General features: G+C 40.9%; 20 protein-coding genes. 12 read left to right on the top strand and 8 right to left on the bottom strand.

The genetic code is table 11. The features are described from left to right. Positions 1-59 precede the first annotated feature (59 nt). Positions 60-827, bottom strand: a complete 768-nt coding sequence (locus J8L97_RS16240; RefSeq protein ID WP_211051194.1) for an ABC transporter substrate-binding protein — start codon at positions 825-827, stop codon at positions 60-62. A gap of 73 nt (positions 828-900) precedes the next feature. Between J8L97_RS16240 and J8L97_RS16235 the strand changes: the two genes are divergently transcribed. The 4 genes from J8L97_RS16235 to J8L97_RS16220 all read left to right on the top strand — a co-directional run bounded on the left by J8L97_RS16235 (position 901) and on the right by J8L97_RS16220 (position 6,002). After that, on the top strand, positions 901-1,587 hold the full coding sequence (locus J8L97_RS16235; RefSeq protein WP_211051192.1) for a DNA-3-methyladenine glycosylase I: 687 nt from the start codon (positions 901-903) through the stop codon (positions 1,585-1,587). An 11-nt stretch (positions 1,588-1,598) separates the two neighbouring features. Then, a complete protein-coding gene (locus tag J8L97_RS16230) occupies positions 1,599-3,035 on the top strand; it encodes a YdiU family protein (protein ID WP_211051198.1) in 1,437 nt (478 codons plus the stop codon). A 15-nt stretch (positions 3,036-3,050) separates the two neighbouring features. After that, positions 3,051-4,832: an ABC transporter ATP-binding protein gene (locus J8L97_RS16225; RefSeq protein ID WP_211051190.1), complete on the top strand. Its 1,782-nt coding sequence runs from the start codon at positions 3,051-3,053 to the stop codon at positions 4,830-4,832. 117 nt (positions 4,833-4,949) lie between these two features. Continuing rightward, complete coding sequence (locus tag J8L97_RS16220; RefSeq protein ID WP_211051188.1) at positions 4,950-6,002, top strand: OmpA family protein; 1,053 nt, start codon at positions 4,950-4,952, stop codon at positions 6,000-6,002. Positions 6,003-6,054: 52 nt separating this feature from the next. Here J8L97_RS16220 and J8L97_RS16215 read toward each other — a convergent pair whose 3' ends face one another. Beyond that, complete coding sequence (locus J8L97_RS16215) at positions 6,055-6,756, bottom strand: 4'-phosphopantetheinyl transferase (protein WP_211051186.1); 702 nt, start codon at positions 6,754-6,756, stop codon at positions 6,055-6,057. A 120-nt stretch (positions 6,757-6,876) separates the two neighbouring features. Between J8L97_RS16215 and J8L97_RS16210 the strand changes: the two genes are divergently transcribed. Continuing rightward, the gene (locus J8L97_RS16210) at positions 6,877-7,761 is read left to right on the top strand and encodes a LysR family transcriptional regulator (RefSeq protein ID WP_247688705.1); all 885 of its coding nucleotides are present in this window, start codon (positions 6,877-6,879) and stop codon (positions 7,759-7,761) included. Here J8L97_RS16210 and J8L97_RS16205 read toward each other — a convergent pair. The 3 genes from J8L97_RS16205 to J8L97_RS16195 all read right to left on the bottom strand — a co-directional run bounded on the left by J8L97_RS16205 (position 7,743) and on the right by J8L97_RS16195 (position 10,637). Beyond that, the gene (locus J8L97_RS16205; protein WP_211051184.1) at positions 7,743-8,138 is read right to left on the bottom strand and encodes a hypothetical protein; all 396 of its coding nucleotides are present in this window, start codon (positions 8,136-8,138) and stop codon (positions 7,743-7,745) included. The two genes, J8L97_RS16210 and J8L97_RS16205, sit on opposite strands and share 19 nt — an antisense overlap. Then, on the bottom strand, positions 8,138-9,748 hold the full coding sequence (locus J8L97_RS16200; RefSeq protein ID WP_211051182.1) for a S41 family peptidase: 1,611 nt from the start codon (positions 9,746-9,748) through the stop codon (positions 8,138-8,140). Before J8L97_RS16200 ends, J8L97_RS16205 begins: the two co-directional genes overlap by 1 nt. A gap of 175 nt (positions 9,749-9,923) precedes the next feature. Further along, positions 9,924-10,637 (bottom strand): hypothetical protein, encoded by a 714-nt coding sequence (locus J8L97_RS16195; protein ID WP_211051168.1) that lies wholly within the window; start codon positions 10,635-10,637, stop codon positions 9,924-9,926. 171 nt (positions 10,638-10,808) lie between these two features. Here J8L97_RS16195 and J8L97_RS16190 point away from each other — a divergent pair, with 171 nt between their 5' ends. Beyond that, positions 10,809-11,186: a hypothetical protein gene (locus J8L97_RS16190; protein WP_211051165.1), complete on the top strand. Its 378-nt coding sequence runs from the start codon at positions 10,809-10,811 to the stop codon at positions 11,184-11,186. 224 nt (positions 11,187-11,410) lie between these two features. Beyond that, positions 11,411-12,574 carry a DUF3103 family protein gene (locus J8L97_RS16185; protein ID WP_211051161.1) on the top strand — a complete coding sequence of 388 codons (1,164 nt, stop codon included), beginning with the start codon at positions 11,411-11,413 and terminating at the stop codon, positions 12,572-12,574. Positions 12,575-12,931: 357 nt separating this feature from the next. Here the strand turns inward: J8L97_RS16185 and J8L97_RS16180 are convergent, their stop codons facing one another. Further along, positions 12,932-14,560, bottom strand: coding sequence for an endonuclease (locus J8L97_RS16180; protein WP_211051158.1), 1,629 nt, complete (start codon positions 14,558-14,560; stop codon positions 12,932-12,934). Positions 14,561-14,866: 306 nt separating this feature from the next. On the opposite strand from J8L97_RS16180, the gene J8L97_RS16175 reads away from it, so the two are divergent. The 4 genes from J8L97_RS16175 (at position 14,867) to J8L97_RS16160 (ending at position 19,919) form a co-directional block, all read left to right on the top strand. Beyond that, entirely contained in the window at positions 14,867-16,681 is a 1,815-nt protein-coding gene (locus J8L97_RS16175; protein WP_211051155.1) for an assimilatory sulfite reductase (NADPH) flavoprotein subunit, read from the top strand. A 74-nt stretch (positions 16,682-16,755) separates the two neighbouring features. Beyond that, the gene (gene cysI, locus J8L97_RS16170) at positions 16,756-18,468 is read left to right on the top strand and encodes an assimilatory sulfite reductase (NADPH) hemoprotein subunit (RefSeq protein WP_211051152.1); all 1,713 of its coding nucleotides are present in this window, start codon (positions 16,756-16,758) and stop codon (positions 18,466-18,468) included. 48 nt (positions 18,469-18,516) lie between these two features. Beyond that, positions 18,517-19,257, top strand: a complete 741-nt coding sequence (locus J8L97_RS16165) for a phosphoadenylyl-sulfate reductase (RefSeq protein ID WP_211051149.1) — start codon at positions 18,517-18,519, stop codon at positions 19,255-19,257. Between the two features lie 125 nt (positions 19,258-19,382). Further along, positions 19,383-19,919, top strand: a complete 537-nt coding sequence (locus J8L97_RS16160; RefSeq protein WP_192506053.1) for a DUF4124 domain-containing protein — start codon at positions 19,383-19,385, stop codon at positions 19,917-19,919. Positions 19,920-19,962: 43 nt separating this feature from the next. Here J8L97_RS16160 and J8L97_RS16155 read toward each other — a convergent pair whose 3' ends face one another. Further along, positions 19,963-21,057, bottom strand: coding sequence for an NAD(P)/FAD-dependent oxidoreductase (locus J8L97_RS16155; RefSeq protein WP_211051146.1), 1,095 nt, complete (start codon positions 21,055-21,057; stop codon positions 19,963-19,965). 150 nt (positions 21,058-21,207) lie between these two features. On the opposite strand from J8L97_RS16155, the gene J8L97_RS16150 reads away from it, so the two are divergent. Next, complete coding sequence (locus tag J8L97_RS16150; protein ID WP_211051144.1) at positions 21,208-21,747, top strand: transporter substrate-binding domain-containing protein; 540 nt, start codon at positions 21,208-21,210, stop codon at positions 21,745-21,747. A 165-nt stretch (positions 21,748-21,912) separates the two neighbouring features. Here J8L97_RS16150 and J8L97_RS16145 read toward each other — a convergent pair whose 3' ends face one another. After that, on the bottom strand, positions 21,913-22,368 hold the full coding sequence (locus J8L97_RS16145) for a PaaI family thioesterase (RefSeq protein ID WP_211051140.1): 456 nt from the start codon (positions 22,366-22,368) through the stop codon (positions 21,913-21,915). Positions 22,369-22,524 lie beyond the last annotated feature (156 nt).

Here is a 22,524-nt window from a genome sequence, read left to right as displayed (position 1 = left end):
GACACGGTCCTTTAGATTCAAGCATGCCTTAAAATAGCAGAGTGAATCCTATGATTAAATCACTCTAGAGCGTGTGTCAGTATACCGATCTTAGAACAATTCTGTTCGTAGTGCTTAATGTAATCTTTATTTGACCATAGAGTATTCAGAGCTTGGTCAAATAAAATAGCATATTGTTGATGTGTTTTATTGATCAGTAAAAAACCTCGTTTAATATATGCGGGCTTCTTTTGAGATGTGATAGCAGAGCGTTTTGATACTGGCAATGAACGCTTGTATTCTTGAGCGGTGTTTTCATTCATGATCATAATGTCAGCGCGTTTACGCAAAAGGAATGGAATATTCTTGTCAGTATAAGTTGACTCCACTGTTCTTATATTATGTTCACTAATTGCTTCAAGTAATTCATCGGGGTACGTCAGCCCTTTATTGAGTAGCAAAGTGTATGGCTTCAAGTCTGAGTAGCGTGTTAACTTTAGTGGTAAACTACTCAGGTGGTAAAATCGACTTACTTCTTCAGTAATAGCATGTTTAGTATATATATAATCTTCACTGCGTTGCTTGCTAAAATACCAATAAGCACTTCCAATGAACTCCTTTTTCATGCCATCTTTATATGCTCTTTCCCATGGCATGAAAACAAATCGTGTTTTTATATCGTATAGTGCAAAAGCATCTCGTATCAAGGAAGCGACGCAGCCTTGATCTTCTTTTGATTGATCAATATAGGGTGGCCATTGACCTGTGGTAATATTAATTTGCCTAGCATACGGCTCACTGTGAACATTTGAGCTAATAAATAGAAAAATGCTAAACAGAATTCTCATAAGGTGCCTTGTAGACGCTTTATTATAACTATAGATAATCATTTACGTTTTCGAAATAGGGTTACTTAGAATAATGGAAAAGTTTTCGAATATATATGAAAGGGCTTGTGCACGAAAAGGGTCTGAACAAGTTCTTATGTCATTAATCAATAGTCCAGTTACAACAGCAGATTTGATGTTGATTGAGGATGATTTATGGCTAGAAGAGTTCACTCGAAAAGTGTTTCAAAGTGGCTTTTATTGGTCTGTTATTAACGCTAAATGGCATGGCTTTAGAGAAGTATTTTGGGACTTTGAGATCAATAAATTATTGATGATGTCTCCTGAGGTTTTAGAACAAAAATCAGCAGATGAACGCATTGTTCGAAACTATAAGAAGGTTCAGACAATTCCTGATAATTGCTACATGATCCACGAAATACAGCAATCTCACGGGTCATTCTCTCATTTCATTGCACAGTGGCCTACGGATAATATAATTGGATTGTGGGACTATTTAAAAAAGCATGGTGCCAGATTAGGTGGTAATACAGGGCCTTTCGCACTCAGAGCTATGGGCAAAGATACTTTTTTACTCAGCCGAGATGTGGAGGCGTACTTACGAGCGCATGAGATTATAGAAGGGGGTTTACAAAGTAAGAAATCCTTAGGGGCTGCCCAGGCTTTTTTTAATACATTGGTAAATGAAAGTGATTGGTCTTTACAAGCTTTAAGCCAATTGGTGGCCTTTAGCATTGGTGATAATCAAGTACCAGAATAAGAGAGTTTGTGATGGAGTTAATTCAACGGTACAACAATATTAGTGACGATTTTTTGGTTGCTAGCAAGCCCGCAACCGTACGGTCAGCAGAGTTACTTTTATGGAATGAGGTATTAGTTAATACTTTAAATATTCCAGTTGCGAAAAGTGATGCGAAGGCAATATTAACAGGCAGTGTACAAAGCGTGTGTAGCCCACCTACTGCACTGGCCTATTCAGGTCATCAATTTGGGCACTTTAACCCAACTTTAGGTGATGGCCGAGCTCATCTATTAGGGGCTTTTACCGATTCTAATGGCCAATTATTTGATATTCAGTTGAAGGGCTCTGGGAGAACTCCTTTTTCACGAGGAGGGGATGGGTTGTGTGCTTTGGGACCCGCAGTAAGAGAGTATGTGATGAGCCAAGCAATGGCTGCATTAAATGTACCCACAACTTATTGTCTAGCGGTCATCTCAACGGGACAATCCGTTATACGAAATGAGGTTGTGCCCGGAGCAATAGTGAGCCGCATTGCAAGCAGTCATATCAGAGTGGGCTCTTTTCAGTATCTAGCAGTACATAACGATACCAATGGATTACGAAACTTAATGGACGATGCTATAGCGCGGCATTATCCACATATAGTGAGTTGCGGTAATACACGTGTTATCGAGTTTTTAAAAGCCGTGTGTAGTGCTCAAATTAAACTTGTGATTCACTGGTTGAGAGTCGGTTTTATACATGGGGTAATGAACACTGACAACACTTTAGTTAGTGGAGAAACAATAGATTACGGACCATGTGCCATGATGGAGCGTTTCGACTTTAATCAGGTTTTTAGTTCTATAGATAAACAAGGGCGATACGCATTTGGTAATCAGCCAAATATGGCAAACTGGAATTGTGCACGGTTAGCAGAGTCATTAATGCCATTAATTGACTCAGATGAAGAATCTGCATTACAAATGTTATCTGCTGCGATAGCCGAATTTTCCGCAGAGTTTAATGAGGCCTATCAAGATATGTGGGCGAGCAAGCTTGGCATATTAGTATGGCAAGACTCTGATAATGAATTGCTGTCTGAACTTTTATCAGAAATGAATTCGAAGAAATTAGATTACACCAATACATTTGCCGCATTAACCAATGCTATGGAAGTAAAAAGTGATGCGTTATTTTTAGTCCCTAGTGAACTTGATAGTTGGATAGTGAAATGGCAATTACGAGTGAGTGAATATGAACGAAGTGACGTCTTGCAACGCATGAAAATAACAAATCCATCAATGATACCACGAAATCAACTCATTGAAAAAGTTATCGCAGAGTTTAATGAATTAGGTCATAGCCCATTATTGACTCAATGGTTACCCATTTTGAATTCGCCTTACAATTATAAGAGTGTACCAGATCAGTTTGTTCATACAGCTAACTCTGATACGGGTTATCAAACATTCTGTGGGACGTAACAGGTAAGGATTGATATGAAAAAATCTCTTAGTTGGCAGGATATACGACAGCAAGTTATTGCGCACAAGAAACCGTTGTTCACTGCTCATATTATTGCTTTTTTAGCCGCTTTCGTAAGTGTGCCGATCCCATTAATGATGCCATTATTGGTTGACGAGGTACTGCTTGGTCACCCTGGAGCTGCGATTGCTTTTTTAAATCAGTTTTTACCTGCTCAATGGCATCAACCAACGGCATATATTCTAGTCGTTTTGCTGGGCGTGGTGCTGATGCGACTCGGGGCGCTGATATTAGGCGTCCTTCAGTCAAGACAGTTTACCTTCATTGGCAAAGACATTAGCCTTAAGATTCGGGAGCAATTACTCGATCATTTACCACAAGTGCAATTAAAAGAATATGAAACACAAGGAGCTGGTGCGATTAGTTCTCGGTGTATTACCGATGTTGAAACGCTGGATACATTTATAAGCCAAACTTTATCAAGGTTTCTTATTGGTTTACTGACTATCATTGGGACTGCGGCGGTATTGCTATGGATTGATTTTACTTTGGGGTTGACTATCTTGTTATTAAACCCCGCGGTTATTTATTTCTCACGACAGTTTGGTAAGCGGATCAAGCACTTAAAAAAAGATGAAAATGCAGCATTCGAAGCATTTCAATCATCCTTGGTGGAAACGCTTGATGCAATTTCACAGCTTAAAGCTGTACGCAGAGAAGGTGCATATTTTTCACACGTCAGGGAATCAGCTGCAGACTTGAAGCATTTTGCTATTCAATCACAATGGAAAACAGATGCAGTAAGTCGATTAAGCTTTACCGTATTTTTACTTGGCTTTGAAGTTTTCCGGGCTATAGCCATGCTTATGGTGGTGTTTGCTGATCTCACGGTAGGACAAATTTTTGCGGTATTTGGATATTTATGGTTCATGATGGGGCCTGTGCAAGAGTTATTGGGGATCCAGTACGCATATTACGGAGCGTCAGCAGCATTACAACGACTCAACCAAGTATTTGCATTTGCTACTGAGCGAGCAGCGCCTGCTAAGCAATCGAGAGTCTTTGAGCAACAAGAGATAGGTATCCATTTTAGCAATGTGGACTTTGGTTATAACGAAGAGCAACCAGTATTGCAAAACGTGACTTTGGATATTCCCGCTGGCAAAAAAGTCGCGGTTGTTGCTGTGTCTGGAGGAGGGAAGTCGACCTTAGTTCAGCTGCTACTGGGGCTATATGAAAAGCAATCAGGGCAAATATATATTGCCGACACCGCAATTGAGGATGTTGGCTATCATACAGTACGGGAGAATATAGCGACGGTATTACAACAACCTATTTTGTTCAATGCAACCGTGCGGGAAAATTTGACGATGGGAAGAGAACATACTGAGCAGGAGATGTGGCAAGCGCTAAAGGTGTCTGAATTGGATGACACTATCAGAGTTTTAGGTAATGGTCTTGACGCGAGAGTTGGGCGTAATGGGGTGAGGTTATCTGGCGGACAAAAACAACGCCTTGCCATAGCAAGAATGGTATTAGCAAACCCTAAAGTTGTTATTTTAGATGAAGCAACCTCAGCGCTAGATATAGAAACTGAAAGTAAAGTTCACCGTAACCTACAAGATTTTTTATCGAACCGGACCACATTGATTATTGCCCATCGATTGAGCGCCATACGACAAGCAGACCTTATTTACGTTTTAGATGATGGCCGAGTTTCTCAGTCAGGAAGTCATGAAGCACTTTCAGCAGAACAGGGGCTCTACAAGACATTATTTGGTCGTCAGATAGGATAATTGTATTAGGAATATATTATCTTGAAATGTTAAGTAAAGATTAAGAAATGTTCTACTATTATAAAGCCAAATTGAAGGGCGATCTGCGCTCACGTTGATGAAATACGGGAAAAAATGATGAAACTTAAATATATTAGTTTAATAATTGCAATGACTGCTGCATCGACAGTATCGGCTAAAGAGCATTCAGAAGGTATACACTTTGGAGTGTTTGGTGATTATTACGATGCGAGTTGGGAAAACACGCTAGGGGCAAACACTGGCGGCGTAAATGTTGACGACTCTATGGGTTGGGGGGCTGAGTTAGGCTATCGCTTTAATGACTACTGGAGTGCGCGTTTAGAGTATGCCGATATGGATTTTGATTTATCTGGTGCGAGTACGGGCTCACAAGATGGTGAACGTTTTGGTTTAGATGCTTTATATCACTTTGACGGCGGCCCGTTTTACGGGATATTTGGTATTAAATCAGTAGATGTATTTGATAGTAATACGTTTGCAAATGTAGGAGCTGGCTACCGTCACCACTTTAGTGATAATTTATTTGTGAATGCAGAGACGTCAGTATATCAAGGCTTAGAGCGAAGCTATGTGGATGTGGGGGCGAAGCTAGGTATTAACTATTTCTTTGGCACAACTAAAGCAGCCCCAAAAGTTGAAGCAGCGCCGGCACCAGTGAAAGCGCCCGTTGTTACTAAGAAAGATTCAGACAAGGATGGCGTGCTCGACTCAAGAGATCGTTGTAGTAATACTCCGATGATGGATGCGGTTGATGCTAACGGTTGTAGTAAGTATGAAGAGAAAACGGTAAACGTGAAGTTGTTAGTGCGTTTTCCACATGATAACTCATCTGTATCATCAGATTATCTGAATGACATTGATGAAGTTGTCGCATTTCTGAATAGGCATCAAGACGCAGCAGTTGTACTTGAAGGTCATGCATCCATTGTAGGAGATGCAAAGTATAATCAAGTGTTATCGAAAAAGCGTGCCGACCGCGTTGCAAAGCAGCTGGTAGCTAAAGGCATTGATGCTCAGCGTATATCAACAATAGGTTACGGTGAAGAGCGGTTACTGAACACCGCGAATACGCTCGCTGCGCATGCGCAGAATCGTCGTGTTGAAGCTGCAATTACAACAACAGAGCGTGTAAAAGTTAAGCGTCAGTAATGTAATGCCCAATCTAAAAAAACCAGTCTAATTAGGACTGGTTTTTTGTGCTTTATCGGTAGGCTCTAAATTCACATTCAGTAAATACAAATTCAGAGGTGGTTTGGTAAAACACTTTAACAACCGTATGTTGAGGCACGGTCTCTGACAATGTTTCAGTGATGCTAAACTCTAGTTCATTAGCAGTAAATGTGACTAATTTAGCCGCTTCAAACCCAAAAAACTTCCCTACACTCGCATATAAGGCCTTAAAGATACTCTCTTTCGCAGAGAATATGAGGGTTAAAGGGTGGTTTGTGTGCTCATTCAAACGTGAAAATATGGCTGACTCTGCAGGATGAAGAATTTGTGATTTTAGCTTTTGCTCTTGCTCTGCATCCATTAGCCGCTCTATATCAATACCAATACCAAGTACATCACTGTTTGAAGTGGTTACAGCCATAGCAATATGACGTGTGTGGGTTATGCTTCCTGTAATATGAGATGGCCAAATTGGCGCTCTGTCTTCTCCACTTAGTAACGGAAAGTTACTCACACCTGCTTTTTCAAGTGTATGCTTTGCGCATATACGGCCAGCTAAAAATTCAGCACGACGCTTGGCAACAGCGGTTTTCAGTTTCTCTGGAAAACTCACTCCATGGAGAGAGAATTGGCTATCATTATAATGCTCGACTGAAAATGTACAGCAATAAAAAGCATGAGGTAATTGTGGTGAAATATGCGTGTCTTGCTGATAGTTTCTTGTAGTATCCATTCTGGATAGAGTCCCTAGATTTAGATAGGTAATTATGTATCAATCTTGACGAAATAAGTAAAAAGTCATAACTCGAGAATGTATCATATTCAGGAATTAAATAAATAGTGATTTTATATAATGGGTAAAATCGAAGATTGGCAAGATATTCATATTGCATATGTTTTAGCTAAAAAAGGTACGTTAACCGCGGCAGCTCACGCCTTAAGTATTCACCACAGTACGGTATTGCGACGTATTAATCAGCTTGAATCCCAGCTCAACACACGATTATTCCATCGACATGCTCGCGGATATCAGGTGACAGAGGCTGGTCAGCAGTTATTGCAAGCTGGTACGGCTATTGAAGATACACTGGGCCAGTTGCATCATAAAATTGTTGCTGCAGATACGACTTTGAGTGGCCGATTATTTCTGACAACGGTTAGCGGTATTGTGGAAATGTTAAGCCCAGCATGCCTTGAATTTCAAAAGCAACATCCAAAAGTACAGTTAGAAATAATCTTGGAGCAACGACGACTTCGTTTAGATCATGGTCAAGCCCATATCGCAATCCGAGCTGGAGATAAACCGAGCGATCCAGATTATATAGTCCAGCACCTATGTTCAACGACGGCGGGGTTATATGCATCAGATAATTATATCAAACGGATGGGCATACCACAGACAAAAGCAGAACTATCGCAGCATCATTTTGTATCAGGGGTTGCAGGGTTTAATGCAATGGTGCCATATTTTGATTGGGTGGATAAACAGATAGATGCGGCACAAATATGTATACGAGTTTCAGAAACAGCCGAAGCCGCACGCGCGATTTATAGTGGTTTAGGAATTGGTGGGCTACAGCACAACATTGCTAAACAATCTCATCGTATTCAACCAATACTAGAAAAGGAGTTAACTTGGCCACTAGATTTTTGGCTGGTAACACATGTTTCGGTTCATCGTACCGCAAAAGTGCAAGCATTATGCAGAGTATTTAAGGATTACTTTAAGTCAAGCTGAAGCGGTTCACACACAACGGTTTCCAAAGGTACGTAGTTATGTGTTCTCGAGAAATATAGAACACACAATTCACCGCGTTTTTGTAACTCAAAGCGAGAAACACTGCTCATATCCATAGCGATTATTGCATGCTGAAGTGGACTGGCTAGATTATTAACTCTTTCAAGTAACAACGTGCTGCTGGTGGTAAATACGTTGTCGGCCAAACGCGGAGTTAGCCCCCCTTTGAGGGTAACGATTGCATGCTGCAATTCATTTTTCATCTGGACTGTGGTCTTTTTTATTATGGCCGGCTGAGGGTCAGGTGTGGGGGTCTGCTCACACCCAACACAGAGTAAAACGAGTGCATAATAAGAGGCTTTTATTGCGTATGCCATTATTTTTTCTCATTAATAATGGTATAGATAGTATTATTTTGCCAAATGGCATTGGGGAGCGTTAAACTAACCCCTTTATTGTGATTAGATGCGGTGCTCTGTTGAGTAGGGCGATTAACAAGTGATACAGGGCAACCCCCTGTTTCTATATGTGTTAATGCAGCTTGTAATTGGGCTTCATTTGGATTGCCTAGTGGCTGCGTAAAATCATCCGCTACAGTGCAGCCTGATACATTTGCCGTTAAGCCTATTTCTGTGGCACCGAGGTCACCATCGATTGGCGTGAATCCATCCGCATAGTCTCCGAACCCCTTCGCATTTGCACTTTTAAACTGTACGGTGTAATAAACTTGGCCACAATTTGGAGCTGGAGTAAAACCATATGGCTTACCGCATGTTTTCGAACCAATAAGTACTACATTAACATCGATACCGCGTAGTCCATTGATGATAAGTTCACTTGCTGAGCAGGTGCTGGCAGTGCTGAGGATATATACGGTTTCTAAGTTGAGGCTAGGTAGGGTTGTATCAGTGTACTGCAGCGTATCCCAATTTATCATTCTTCGCTCAAACCCAACGCTGCGATTTTTTGCTGATTGTTTATCATTGTGAATGGTTTGACTAAAGGTGTTATTACTTGCTCCAGCGACCATATAGCCAAGCTGTGCTGCCATATCAACAAGGCCACCCCCGTTATAACGCATATCTAGGACGAGCGCGTTGACATTGGCGTTGTTAAATTGGTTGAAAGCCGAGATTAAGCCCGCTTGCCCAGCACTGATAAACTGATTGAATTGCACATAACCAACCGTTTTTTCTCCTGCAGTAAAGGTTTTAGCATTTTGCACTGGCGACAAGGCAATATCACCTGCGGTAACCGCTATATCAATTGGCTCAGTTTGTCCGGAACGTGAGATTGTAAATGTGTGAGTGCTTCCGTTAGTTGGGCTGAGCCCATTAATGAGTGCTTCTGTGTTATTTGAGTTTATATCGATGTTATTAATAGCGACTATAGTGTCGCCGCGCTTAAACCCAGCTAAGGCCGCAGGAGAGTTATCTTGCATATATGCAACGCGATATATTCGAGGGGGCTTAGTACTTATTGCAGCCCAACGAAGCCCATAACCAGAGGATACGCCTGATTGAGATTCTTTTTTATAAGCATCGTAAGTTTGAGTAAAATGAAATTGGTCTTTTTGATTACCTGAAGGGGTAGTTTGAAATGTTTTTAAAGAATTAAAATATTGTGACACACTGTCAAAGTTATTAGGATCATTATCTTCTACTTCGTCATACCATAAATAGGTTGAGTGAGTGAGTGAACGTAGCCACATTTTTTCATGTTGTATTGAGCCAGCTTGATCAGGAAAAGGCTGGTTTTCATAAGGGTCAATGCCTGTTCTAGGATTTGAGCAGTAATTAATAAAGTTTTCAGCAGCAGTAAATTGACCAAATTGCCAAGTTGCGTCGGGCGGTGTGGCGCTGTTTGGTGTTGTACTATTTTGTGCTGGACTATCAGCTGTACTGCCACCTGAACCACCACACCCGGTTAGTAACATTAAAGACAGACTTAAGCCCGCAGAAAAGATAGCACAAGAGTGAAAATTCATTAATAGTACCTAGTGGTCAAATGTCATTACTATGTGTAGAAATTAGCAACTAATATGGTTAATAGCAATATTTGTTGCGTTACATTGATAACCGACCATTGAAGGCTGAGCCCTCTTTTCACATCTTCCTAGTTACGTTCCTGCGCCTGTACAAATAAGATCTGAGTGCCGAGTGTTACGACGAGGCTTTACGTATGTTGCGCTTCCTACGTGGGCGGGATTGAAAAAGAAGCAACATGCCAGTTAAGCAAAATAATACACTTATCGTCGCGAAACTGATCAATAAGGGGTTGTTAAAGTCATCTCTTTCATCGTAGTCCATAATATGGAGCATCCAAAAAAAATCAAAAATACGCCATATATTGCTTCTAATAGTGATTATTTCACCACTGTGGGCATTGAGGTAAATGGTTGTATTTTGCCAATCATTGAAGGTAACTTGCCAGACATGCTTTTTATAACCGATTTCTCTTGGTCCGGATGCAAAATAATGTGATGACGCTATTTTTCCTTTGCCTAAATAATGTAAATAAGCCTGTTTATGAATATCTTGCTCAATCGGTTGCGCGAGTACTTTGCCACTGATGCCGTTAAACCAATGTGTCTGTTGACCAATCGCTTTAATGACGGGTGTATCAAGAAAATGAATAAATGACACAGATGTGAGCTGTGACATGGTGTTTGTAAGTAAATTTAAGTCAGCAGTATAATGTTGACGAGAAAAGGGGGAATCTATATGGCGTTTAGCTAAATGCTTGCCATGGACTTTCTCTAATGGGATTGCACTCATCACAAGCCCACCCAATAACCATGCAAAAATTTGCAATGCAAGCAAATACCCTAACCATTTATGTATTTTACGCGCAGGCTTCAATAAGTTTTTGATCATCTCTATTTTAGTGTCGAGTTTTTAATAATGTCAGTTTACGGTAATTTTAGGTACTGTCACTGCGTTAAATTGTCGCAGAGTGAGTTTGTTATAGCCAGCATGGCGTTACTTGGTTACACTTTACCTTGCAGCACCGTTAATTTTTATACTACATAAGGTAAATCAGAAAACATGTCAGAAATTCAGTTTTTAAACGTGGATCTCGAGCTAGAATCTAAACATGACATTAGTGCATTAGTGAGTGACCTTAAAAAAGATGCTGTGATATTGCACTATGACAAAGATGAATATCGTCAATTAGCACGAATTGAAGCCAATGCTGATGTGATTAGTCCCGATAAAGCAATTAACCATCTATGTGAATTAATAGAGTCTTGTACTAAAGCTGGATTGAAACAGTGGTTGTCTTGTACAAAGCGTACTTTTGACATTGGCTTTAATTCAGGCGCGTCACCTAAATGCTATTCTCAAGCGTTACATGCCGATACTTTATTACGTATTTCAGCAATTGGCGCAGGAATAGAAATCACTCTGTACCCAGCAGAGTAAAGTATGTTGCAGTTGTGTAAGACCTAAACATAATTAGGTCTTTAACTCTACCTATAATCTCACCGCAATAAATCACGATAACCCTATAATAAGTAATAGATTTATTTTTATTCCTTGATTCATTTGTAAATTATTTTGTTAAATTTGTATTAATTTGTTGATATTTTTTGTTGTTAGTTTTATCTTCAATATCCAACACACGTGGATAATAATAGGATTGGAAGATGAAATTAAGAACAAAAATAATGCTCCCGGCCTTAATGGTTGCAGCTGGATTCAATGCCCACGCATCACAAATTCAGGATCAAAAAATAACGACTTTGTTTCCCGAAGTAGATGCTTTTTCTTATGGGGAACATCAGGTCGTTGATATAAAAAGTAATATATCTAAGTTTCTTGCTAAGGAAGTCGAATCACTGACCCCTAAATTAACATCAATCATGAGTCCGCACCGTTTAGCCGTGCCATTAACTTCAAGTTTGTTACAAGGCACTGCGGCAGAGAAATTACGTCTGGCATCTCATTATACGAGAAGGTTAAAGGGTCTTGCTTTAAGCAATGATGCAATTTATCAATTGCGACTTGCTGATAGCTCGATGTTTGAAAGCTGGCTTGAAGGGGTTGCGCCATTAGTTGCATTTGCGCCTAAAGGTGACGATAAAACATGGCTCTATGTTGAAGCCTATGACCAAAATGGCACCATGCACTTATTAGATGCGCATAGAATGCCTACTCGTCCCGTATTAATTGTAGAAATAGATAGTAAGAAAAGTGCGCGTGAAGGGTTGGCAATAATGCGGAATATCTTCACTTTAAATGATCTGGGGTCCTTGCCGAGAAATATCGAACAAGCTTCTAATGTAGAAAGCTTATCGACCAGTAACTTGCAGCGGATTCGCTTAAACGATGATGAAGAGCCTTGGATTTCAGGCAGTGCGGAGGTGTATGCAATTGTTACTGGGGTGAATCCGAGTCGTGATAAACCTGTACTTGATATTGTTGATATGCCGTACTTAGACCATGATGGTCGTGATTATACCCCAAATCAAACCCTGATCCATTGGAATCGGTATCGTTGGCAAGCGGCAGATGTATTGTTAATGGAGCAAGATGATAATACAAACTACCAAATATTAGCGACCACCTTTTTAGATATTGTCACGCAAGCTATGCGGGCTATTCCTGATGCTAATGTGCAAGGGTATGCCATTATTCCGCAATTAACGAATCAATTGATAAAGGCGATGCCAGCGCATTGGTTTAGCAATGATGACGATTATATTGATGTATTTTATACCTTATTTGAAGGGCAGCACTACGATGCTCACATGGGCGCCAGTGGTAATGCAAAGGTGACCATTAAACCTGTTACGATTAACCCAAGATAGATTCCCCGCGTGTCGGTTACGGCCTAAAGGATTAGGCCGTTTTTTTTATAGATAATTAGGGGGCTATTGATCTTTTAGGTTCATTTTTGCAGCAGTTTGATTGGCTTTTATACAAGGTAGAGGCTGCATAGCATGGTAATTCCATGTGAGTCAACCGATAACATAGTAGAAAAGCCAATCAAGCGCTGCCTACTGGTTTTTTTGAGCACCCCTTTCTCTTTGTTGCTTAATATTCGCTTAGATCACTAGGCCACATATTAAGCGCTGCGATAAAAGCATGCTCAAAGAGAACAAAAATAAAACAGCAAAGATCAACAGCCCCTAAAGCAGCGCTTTATTATCTAAGGCATAGTGTGATCACCATATCTTGGAAACGAATTCAGGGTGGTCCACGTAGGGGTTACGATTCCCTTGGAATTCATAGGCAGCTTGATTCCGAGCTGTTTCAATATCATCGACAGGATCAAGTTGATGCCAGCGTAGTAGCATTGCAATAACCCAGGGCTCGAAAACACGTCCAGTACTACCATCTAAAACGGCGTTGCTATAAGTGGTGTTATTTTGCCAACTCCCAATGGTGTTTTCATAGCGTGTCGCCATATAGAAATACACCCGCGCAAAATCACCTTTGAATTTATCTATTGGCTCAAATACCGTGCCATTGTAGTTTAATGTACTGGTTGCAGAACCTACTTTACTGCCATTTGTTGAGGTAAAGCTCGCAGATGCAACCTCGCCGAATGGAAAGTTACTGCGTTTGGAGTTAACAAAGCCGTCAGTGGCAAATATATGGTGAATGTCAGAGTTCATAGGCTCTACTTTTCCGCCAAACCAACTTTTTGGAAAAGAGTGCTCGCGATTATAACAATCACCTTCTCCTCGATATGAACCGCATTGATTGGTTACGGCAACAAAATTATACGCATCATTGGCTGAAGGTTTCTCAGAGTAACGGTCGAGTACTGAGTTATCTTTTTCAAAGTAATTATCTCTTTCTGATTTATCTATGAACTGCCAAATTGCGCTATACCCTTGTGAGTTGTGTGTTTGGATAATCGTGTGTAACTGAGTTTTTAGTGCATACCCTGTCAAACCGGTTGTTGATGCATAATAATCGCCAGGTGTACCCCCTCCATTATCACCACCATCACTACCGAGTGTGAAGTTATGTGTTTTTTGATCTGTAAAAGAAGAGCCACTAGCAATTGTTTGATTGTTATGCGTTAGTAAATATTCTCCATTGCCAAATTCACAACAAATTCCATCGCCATAGCTATCAGAAATAACAAAGCTGTACGATCCATCAGCAACGCATAATGTTTCAGTATGTGTTGTATTGTTCGCAAAGTCAGCACCGCTTGCTACGGTACTTCCTTGTGCTGTGTTAAGTTTCCAGCTTGTTTCACTCGCGTATTTATCTGTAGTGAGTTTTATCGTTAAGGTATTTTTTGTACATGCATTAGGCGGTGGCGGTGTGGCTATCGATGGTTGAAAGTCGTCTAAGTAAACAATTTCACTACCATCAAAGCCACTGGTATCGTAAAAGCGTAAGCCAACATTAATCACTTTGTCCGTATTGGCTGTGTATTGATAGCTTAACTTTTGCCATTGTTGGGTATTAAATGGGTCTGAATAGTTTTGGTAACCATCGATAATAAGGCGTGCTTTAACTTTACCTTCAGTATGGTATACCCACGTACTAAAATCATATGTTTGGCCGGCTTTCACCGTAACCGACTGTAGTAAGTCCGTATTGCTCTGTGATGCTGTAGTGACTGTCACTTGAGCGGATGAAACACCACTCTTAACTGTGGTGTTATTTTCTGTGATAGAGATACCACTATCAATGGTACTCCATTGTGTTGGTTTACCTTGTTGCCAAGACTCGAAGTTACCGTTAGCAACATTTGCGGCCGCATGACCACTTGTTACTAGTCCAAATGTGGCAGCTAAGATCGACAGAGCTGCTTTGTTCCCGTGTTTCATTATTGTCTCTCTATATTTAGTTTAAAGAGTTATTGTTTTTTAGAAGTAAAACAAGATCAATTTTTATACAGAACTTGTTGAGCACATGTTAACTTTAGAGTTGCCTAATTTGAAACAATTCTTTTAAGCTGTTTTTGTTGGAATTTTCCGTTATTAATAACCAAATGGAATAACAAAGCAGATCTTCGTCTTTTTCTTACTCGTAGAGATGCGTATGCTTTCAACTCATAAATCCTTACATCGTGTAAGGGCGTTGTAGATGAGCAATCTAAGCAAAAAATAGTTTAGGGTTACGGGGAATTTTTAATGTTGTTGAGTCAACTTAGTGCTGCGGCAAGCCCGCTCACACAAGAGCAAGTGCAAAAACTACAAGGTTTGGTTGCAGAACTGAACCCTATTCAACAGGCATGGGTTAGTGGGTATTTGGCTGCAAATGCAAATACAGCGGCATTAAGTGGAGTTGTGGGGCAAACGGCTACACCAGCAGGCGATGCTTTGCCACTCACCATATTATATGGTTCACAAACAGGTAACGCGAAAGGCGTTGCTACTCAGCTGAAAGAGCAAGCTGAATCACGAGGCTTGGCGGTTAAACTAGTAAGCATGTCTGATTATAAAACGTCGGCATTGAAAAAAGAGAAGTTTGTAGTGGTGGTGGTATCGACTTATGGAGAAGGAGAGCCTCCTGAGGATGCAGAAGCACTACATACATTTATTGCCAGTAAGAAGGCTCCTAAATTAGACAGTACGCAAATAGCTGTGATTGGTTTGGGTGATTCAAGTTACGAGTTTTTCTGCCAAACGGCCATTGATTTTGAAGAGCGTTTAGTTAAGTTAGGCGCTGAAGTTGCTTTTCCTCGAGCAGATCTTGATGTGGATTATGATGAGCAAGCACAGCAGTGGATTACAGATGCATTAGCGGTGTTTGAACCGCAATTGCAAGCACAGCAAAGTGCTGGTGGCAATGTTGTGACTATGCCATTTGGGGTACCTACTGCAGCATCAAGTCAATATACGAAGCAAAATCCATTTTCAGCTGAGCTCAGTGTAGTCCAAAAAATTACTGGTAGAGACTCAAGTAAAGATGTACGTCATGTTGAGATTTCACTCGAGGGTTCTGATATTACTTACACGCCAGGAGACTCCTTAGGTGTGTATTTCTTAAATGATGAGACACAAGTTGACGCGATTCTCAGTACATTAGGCATCGTGGCTGATGCACAAGTTACATTGGGTAAAGAGACCCTAGATATTCGTACCGCGCTTATCGAAAAACTAGAATTGACGCAATCTTATCCAGGTTTTGTAGAGAAGTACGGGCAAGCGACAGGTAACTCGGCGCTTTTGGCATTAGTGGAAGATAAAGCTGCAATGCGTGAATATATCGAGCCTCGTCAAGTGTTTGATATTATTTTACAAAATCCAGCTGATATCACAGCGCAAGAATTAGCAGATAGCTGTCGTAAGCTACAAGCGCGTTTGTATTCAATTGCCTCAAGCCAAGCGGAAGTGGAAGAAGAAGTACACCTAACAGTGGGGTTAGTTGAGTTCGAAGCGTTTGGAGAGCAGCACTTCGGTGGCTGCTCTGGTTATTTGGCGCAACGCGCTGAAGAAGGGGTAAGCGTAAAAATATTTAGCGAGCATAACGATAATTTCCGTTTACCGAGCGATGATACAACACCGGTTATTATGGTGGGTCCAGGTACCGGTATCGCACCATTTAGAGCGTTTTTACAAGAGCGTGATGCGCGAGAAGCGCAAGGTGATAACTGGTTGTTTTTTGGTAACCCTAACTTCACCCAAGATTTCTTATATCAAGTGGAATTACAAGGCTATGTAAAATCAGGCTTGTTAACCCATATTGATTTGGCATTTAGCCGTGATCAAGCTGAAAAAATTTATGTGCAAGACCGATTGCGTGAAAAAGGCGCAGCGGTGTTTGCTTGGTTAGAAAAAGGCGCACATTTTTATGTATGTGGTGATGCAAACCGCATGGCCAAAGATGTTCATCAAGCTCTTGTGGATATTGTTAAAGCGCATGGTGGTAAAGATGATGAGCAAGCAGAGTTATATTTGAAAGAGTTGCGTAGTGCAAACCGCTACCAAAAAGACGTCTATTAATCGGTGCGTGTGCTTATATATCCTGCGATGCGCGTGGGGTATACCGTCAAAGTAAAGTATTTAGGAATTAATAAATGAGCAAGCCCAATAGTAAGCATGATCAAAACGTTAAGTTTGCAGATAACGAACGTTTAAAAACACAAAGTGAGCATTTACGCGGCACGATTACCGAAGACCTGTCTGATCCACTCACCGGTGGTTTTACAGCAGATAACTTTCAGTTGATCCGATTCCACGGCATGTATCAACAAGATGACCGTGATATTCGTCCAGAGCGAACCAAGCAAAAGCTTGAACCTTTACATAATGTAATGCTTAGGGCACGTATGCCAGGTGGTATTATCAAACCAGAGCAATGGCTTGCAGTAGATAAGTTTGCTGGCGAAAAAACCATGTATGGCAGTATTCGTTTAACAACGCGCCAAACGTTTCAGTTTCATGGTGTATTAAAACCAAATATCAAAGAAATGCATTTAACATTGCATGATGTGGGCATTGATTCAATTGCAACTGCGGGTGATGTGAACCGTAATGTACTGTGTACTACTAATCCGGTTGAGTCAGAGCTTCACCAAGAAGCCTATGAGTGGGCAGCAAAAATTTCGGAACACTTACTGCCAAAAACACGCGCCTATTTAGAAATTTGGCTAAATGGTGAGCGCAAAGATACAACGGATATTGAACCAATTCTTGGTTCAACTTACTTACCACGTAAGTTTAAAACAACCGTCACAATTCCTCCAAACAATGAAGTAGATGTGCATGCAAATGACTTGAACTTTGTTGCAATTGAAGAAAACGGTAAATTGGTTGGCTTTAACGTGTTAGTTGGCGGTGGCTTAGCCATGACACATGGTGATGTGAATACTTACCCTCGTAAAGCGGATGATTTCGGTTTCATTCCACTAGAGCACACGCTAAAGATCGCTGAGCATGTTGTATCGGTACAGCGTGATTGGGGTAACCGTGTTAACCGTAAAAACGCCAAGACGAAATACACGTTAGATACGTTTGGTATTGATGAGTTTAAAGCTGAAGTTGAAAATCGAGCGGGTGTTCAGTTTGCTCAGAGCAGACCTTATGTGTTTACACATCGAGGCGATCGCATTGGCTGGGTTGAGGGAATTGATGGCAAGCATCATTTAACCCTATTTATTCAAAATGGTCGTATTTTAGATTATCCAGAGAAAGCGTTGAAAACGGGCTGTCGAAAAATTGCAGAAATACACCAGGGTGATTTCCGCATGACTGCGAATCAGAACTTGATCATCGCTGGTGTACCAACAGAGCAAAAAGCGGAAATTGAAAAAATAGCACGCGAACACGGCTTGATTGATGATACGGATACTGAACAACGGAAAAACTCAATGGCCTGCGTGTCATTACCAACATGTCCACTTGCGATGGCTGAAGCTGAACGATATTTACCTGACTTAGTTACTAAAGTTGAGCAGTTGCTGATAAAGCATGAAGTTGCGAATGACAGCATCATATTGCGTGTTGTGGGTTGCCCTAATGGCTGTGGCCGTGCGCTTTTAGCGGAAGTTGGTTTAGTGGGCAAAGGGCCTGGTAAATATAACGTATATCTAGGTGGCAATAAAGAAGGTACAAGGGTGCCTAAATTATACTTAGAAAATGTAGGCGAAGAAGTGTATTTACCTGCACTAGATACCTTAATCGGTCAGTGGGTAAATGAGCGTGAGCAAGATGAGTGTTTTGGTGACTTTGTGATCCGCAAAGGCATTGTTGCCGAAGTTAAAGTCTCAAAAACAGACTTCCACGCTTAAACAAATAGGATATTGGCGGGTGAAAACTCGCCAACTTTAGGAATAAGCATGAGTGACTATAAAAATATATTACAGTTAAGTGGTGATGAACAACGTCACTTATTAGCACAAGCAAATGAATTACTGTTGCCAATGACGCCGCAACAGCGAGTGACTTGGGCCTTAGAAAATTTGCCGAACAATGCATTTTTATCGTCTAGCTTTGGTATCCAAGCCGCGGTAATGCTGCATTTAGTAACGCAAGAAAAAGCAGATGTGCCTGTTGTATTAACTGATACTGGTTACCTTTTTCCTGAAACATATCAGTTTGTTGACTATTTAACTGAACGGTTAAACTTAAATTTAAAGGTTTATCGTTCTAATTACAGCCCTGCTTGGCAGGAAGCCAAATATGGTAAGTTATGGGAGCTTGGTGAAGAAGGCATAAAGCAATACAATACGCTTAATAAAGTAGAGCCAATGACGCGAGCATTGCAAGAACATAAAGTGGGTACATGGTTTAGTGGGCTACGCAGAGATCAAGCCTCGACACGTGCTGATAAGCAGGTTTTAGAGATCAGCCGCGGAACCGTGAAGGTTTATCCCATCATTGACTGGAGTAATCGCGACGTTTACCAATACCTTACCAAGCATGATCTACCATACCATCCCTTATGGGAGCAAGGATATGTGTCTATGGGAGATGTGCACACGACGCGTAAACTTGAACCGGGTATGACGGAAGAAGAAACACGCTTTTTTGGATTGAACCGTGAATGTGGTTTACACATTGATGGCGATGGTATCTAGTCATTCTCCAGTGTCAGATACGCTTTACAAGCACAACTTTTGTTGTGCTTTTTTTATGTCTGTCAGCTGTGTATCATCTAATTAATCACGCTAAGCTTAATTGAATGATACGAGGGAGTGAAGACATGAAGTCTGTAAGTTATATGATGATTATGGTGATGCTAATAGGGTTGGGATCGCTCTTTGTTTTAAAACGTCCCGATGGTAAGCCTTGGATAAATGCAGAAGAATTGGTACAAAAAGCTCAAGGGAGTGCACAAGCGGTATTTCAATACTCGGAACATACACTTAATAAAGCCGTTGGCAAAGCCAAAGAGCTAGCTGATATAGATCCGGAAAAAGAAGTACGCAGTGATCCTGTAATTTATAAATGGCGTGATGAGAATGGCAATTGGATTTATTCAGATAAGCCAAATCCTAAAGGGGATAGTCTGCACCATACCTTAGATCCCAGTCGGGTCACGATTATGGCGGCGGAAGATACAGCGATTTTGGATAAGCTTGCGTCAGAGAAATCAGCGAACGAGTCGCAACACGGCGTACCCTCTGCTTTAAATCCTGCTGCGGTAAATAAGTTGATGAAAGACGCTAAAAATGTACAAAAATTGATGGATGATCGAACCAAACAGTTGGATGATGCAACCGGTGGAAATGGTGACTAGCAAGAAAATTTATAGCACACTAACTTGCTCAACCTAATATGATTTAACCGATATCTTTAAGGACCTGTTCTGCAATTGCTAAGCTAGCTGTCAGGCCTGGAGATTCAATGCCAAATAGGTTTATCAAGCCAGTATAGCCATGTGTATTTGAGGATTGAATTATAAAGTCTTGAGCACCGGTTTGAGTTATTTTTGGGCGAATTCCTGCGTAATCAGCAAAGAGCTTTGTATCGTCGATGGCTGGCCAATATTGCTTAATAGCTTGCACGAATTTATTTTTATCATTGGCATCAACTTGATAATTTAAGTCATGGATAAAATGGGTGTCAGGTCCAAAGCGGAGTTGGCCTGCAAGATTGAGTGTTGCATGTATGCCAAGCCCATGCTTTTCAGGCACAGGATACACTAAGTGTGAAAAAGGGTGTTTACCGTGATAGCTAAAGTATTGACCGCGACAATAGTGTAATTCTGGAATATATTTTTTTTCTAGCCCATCAATTAAAGAGGCATTTTTTTGAGCAAAAAGGCCACCAGCATTAATTAAATACTGGCATTGGATCTGAAATAAATCACCGTCACAATCTAAATCGACTATGTACCCCTTGCAGGTTTTACGCGCAGCTAAAAACTGTGTACGAGGCACATATTGGCCGTGATTTTGTGTTAATTTTGTCAGGAGTGACAACATAAACTGATGACTATCAATAATCCCTGTAGAGGGAGACCATAGTCCGTGTGTTGCGTTAATATGAGGTGCGTAGCGACCAATGTGTGTTTTGGACAAAAACTGCAAATCATCAACGCCATTGATTTTTGCTTGCGCAGCAATGGTGTGTAAGGTATTCACCTCAGAAGTCGTTTTTGCGGTGAGCACTTTACCGATTCTTTTGTGGGGTACGTGAAATTTTTCACAATGTCGATATAGTAACTCTTTACCTTGGATACATAGCTGGGCTTTTAAACTGTTGGTAGCGTAATACAGTCCTGCGTGGATGACTTCGCTGTTTCTGCTGCTACTGTGTTCACCAAATTGCTCACCTTGTTCGATGAGTAGTGTTTGAGTTGATTCACTGAATTTCGCTGCAACAGCCATTCCGATAACACCAGCGCCAATAACAACAGTGTCTAACTTTTCCATAGTGCTTCTTTCAATGATTGGCAGAAGCTTAGTATACCAAAGGCAATAATATGGGTCATCTTTACTGTATCAATATGAGTACTTTATAGGCTGAGTGGATCATTTATCGACTACACTATATCAACGGCCATATTGATATAAGGAACAAAATTGAAAGGTTTATTTTACTTGGCTTGGTTTATGTTGGTATCTCATTTTACTGCTGCAAGTCCAATTAAAGTGGTTGTTGGGGGGCATAGTCCTTGGCCACCATATATTTTAGAAGATGGTTCAGGTTTAGTGAAAGAGATCACTGTGGCTGCATTCGCGGCACAGAATATTCGCTTTGAAATACGTACTGCGCCATTTAGCAGAGTAATGCGGTTACTGGAACAAAAAGAAATTGATTTAGTGCCAGCACTTTGGTGGACACATAAACGAGCGCAGACATTGCTTTTCACCGAACCTTATTTTAATAACGACATGGTGGTGGTCCAACATGCAAAGTACAAGATTAATTTTAAAGGTGCCACCAGTCTGCGTTTCTTAACCATGAGCACCATAAGAGGGTATGGCTATCATGAATTTTTAAATGGTATTGAAGGGCTGAAAGTTGTACCCGTGCTAAGTTTGCATGCTAGCTTACAATTGGTACAAAAAGGACGCGTAGATGTTGCAATAGCTGATTTGTGGGCAGTCAAACACATTTGAAAGTATACCCAGAACTGCATGATCTAGAGGTGCTATATCCGGCATTGATGTCTTGGCCATTACATACGGGTGTGCTTAAAACACACCCACAAGGGAAGGAGATAATTCGACAATTTAATTTAGGGCTAGCAAAAATCAGAAAGAGTGGAGTTTACCAACAGATTGTTATGAATCACCTTGGCGACTTCGAGTAACAACTGCAGCGGTCATTCGAGATACAGAGCATAATTGGTTTTGTGCATTGACGATTTTTACTTCCCAGACTGATGTGCGCTTTCCTATGTGTAGTGCGCGCGCTGTGGCTGTAAGAATGCCATTGCGAGATGCTTTTAAATGATTAGCGTTGATTTCTTGTCCAACACAATAGTAGCGTTCATAGTCCACCACAAAGTTTGCTGCATAGCTGGCGACTGTTTCTGCAAGAGCGACATTGGCACCACCATGGACTATTCCTATCGGGTTGTGATGATGTGGTGTAGCGGGCATTGTGGCGACGAGGTAATCAGATCCGATTTCTTTTATACTAATACCAAGCGTTTTCATGAGCGACCCCTGTCCATATAATCCGTTGTCTAAGTCATTACAAAACGCTAAAGTGATGGGGCGAAACCAAATGGACATGACAGCTCCTAAAATGAAGTCCTTTAATATAATGGGTGACTTTTATATCACCGAGCATTAAAGATAAGCAATTGAATTATTTATATCAGCCATGCGGTACGAGAATTTTATTATAATAAGGGTAACGTCTTATCTGCACTTCTGCTGAGAAATAGG

Origin of the sequence: Pseudoalteromonas sp. MMG012, assembly GCF_018100875.1 — a bacterium.
Classification (GTDB): domain Bacteria; phylum Pseudomonadota; class Gammaproteobacteria; order Enterobacterales; family Alteromonadaceae; genus Pseudoalteromonas; species Pseudoalteromonas aurantia.
Note: the sequence above shows the minus strand (reverse complement) of the source record. Positions and strands in the feature narration are given on the sequence as shown.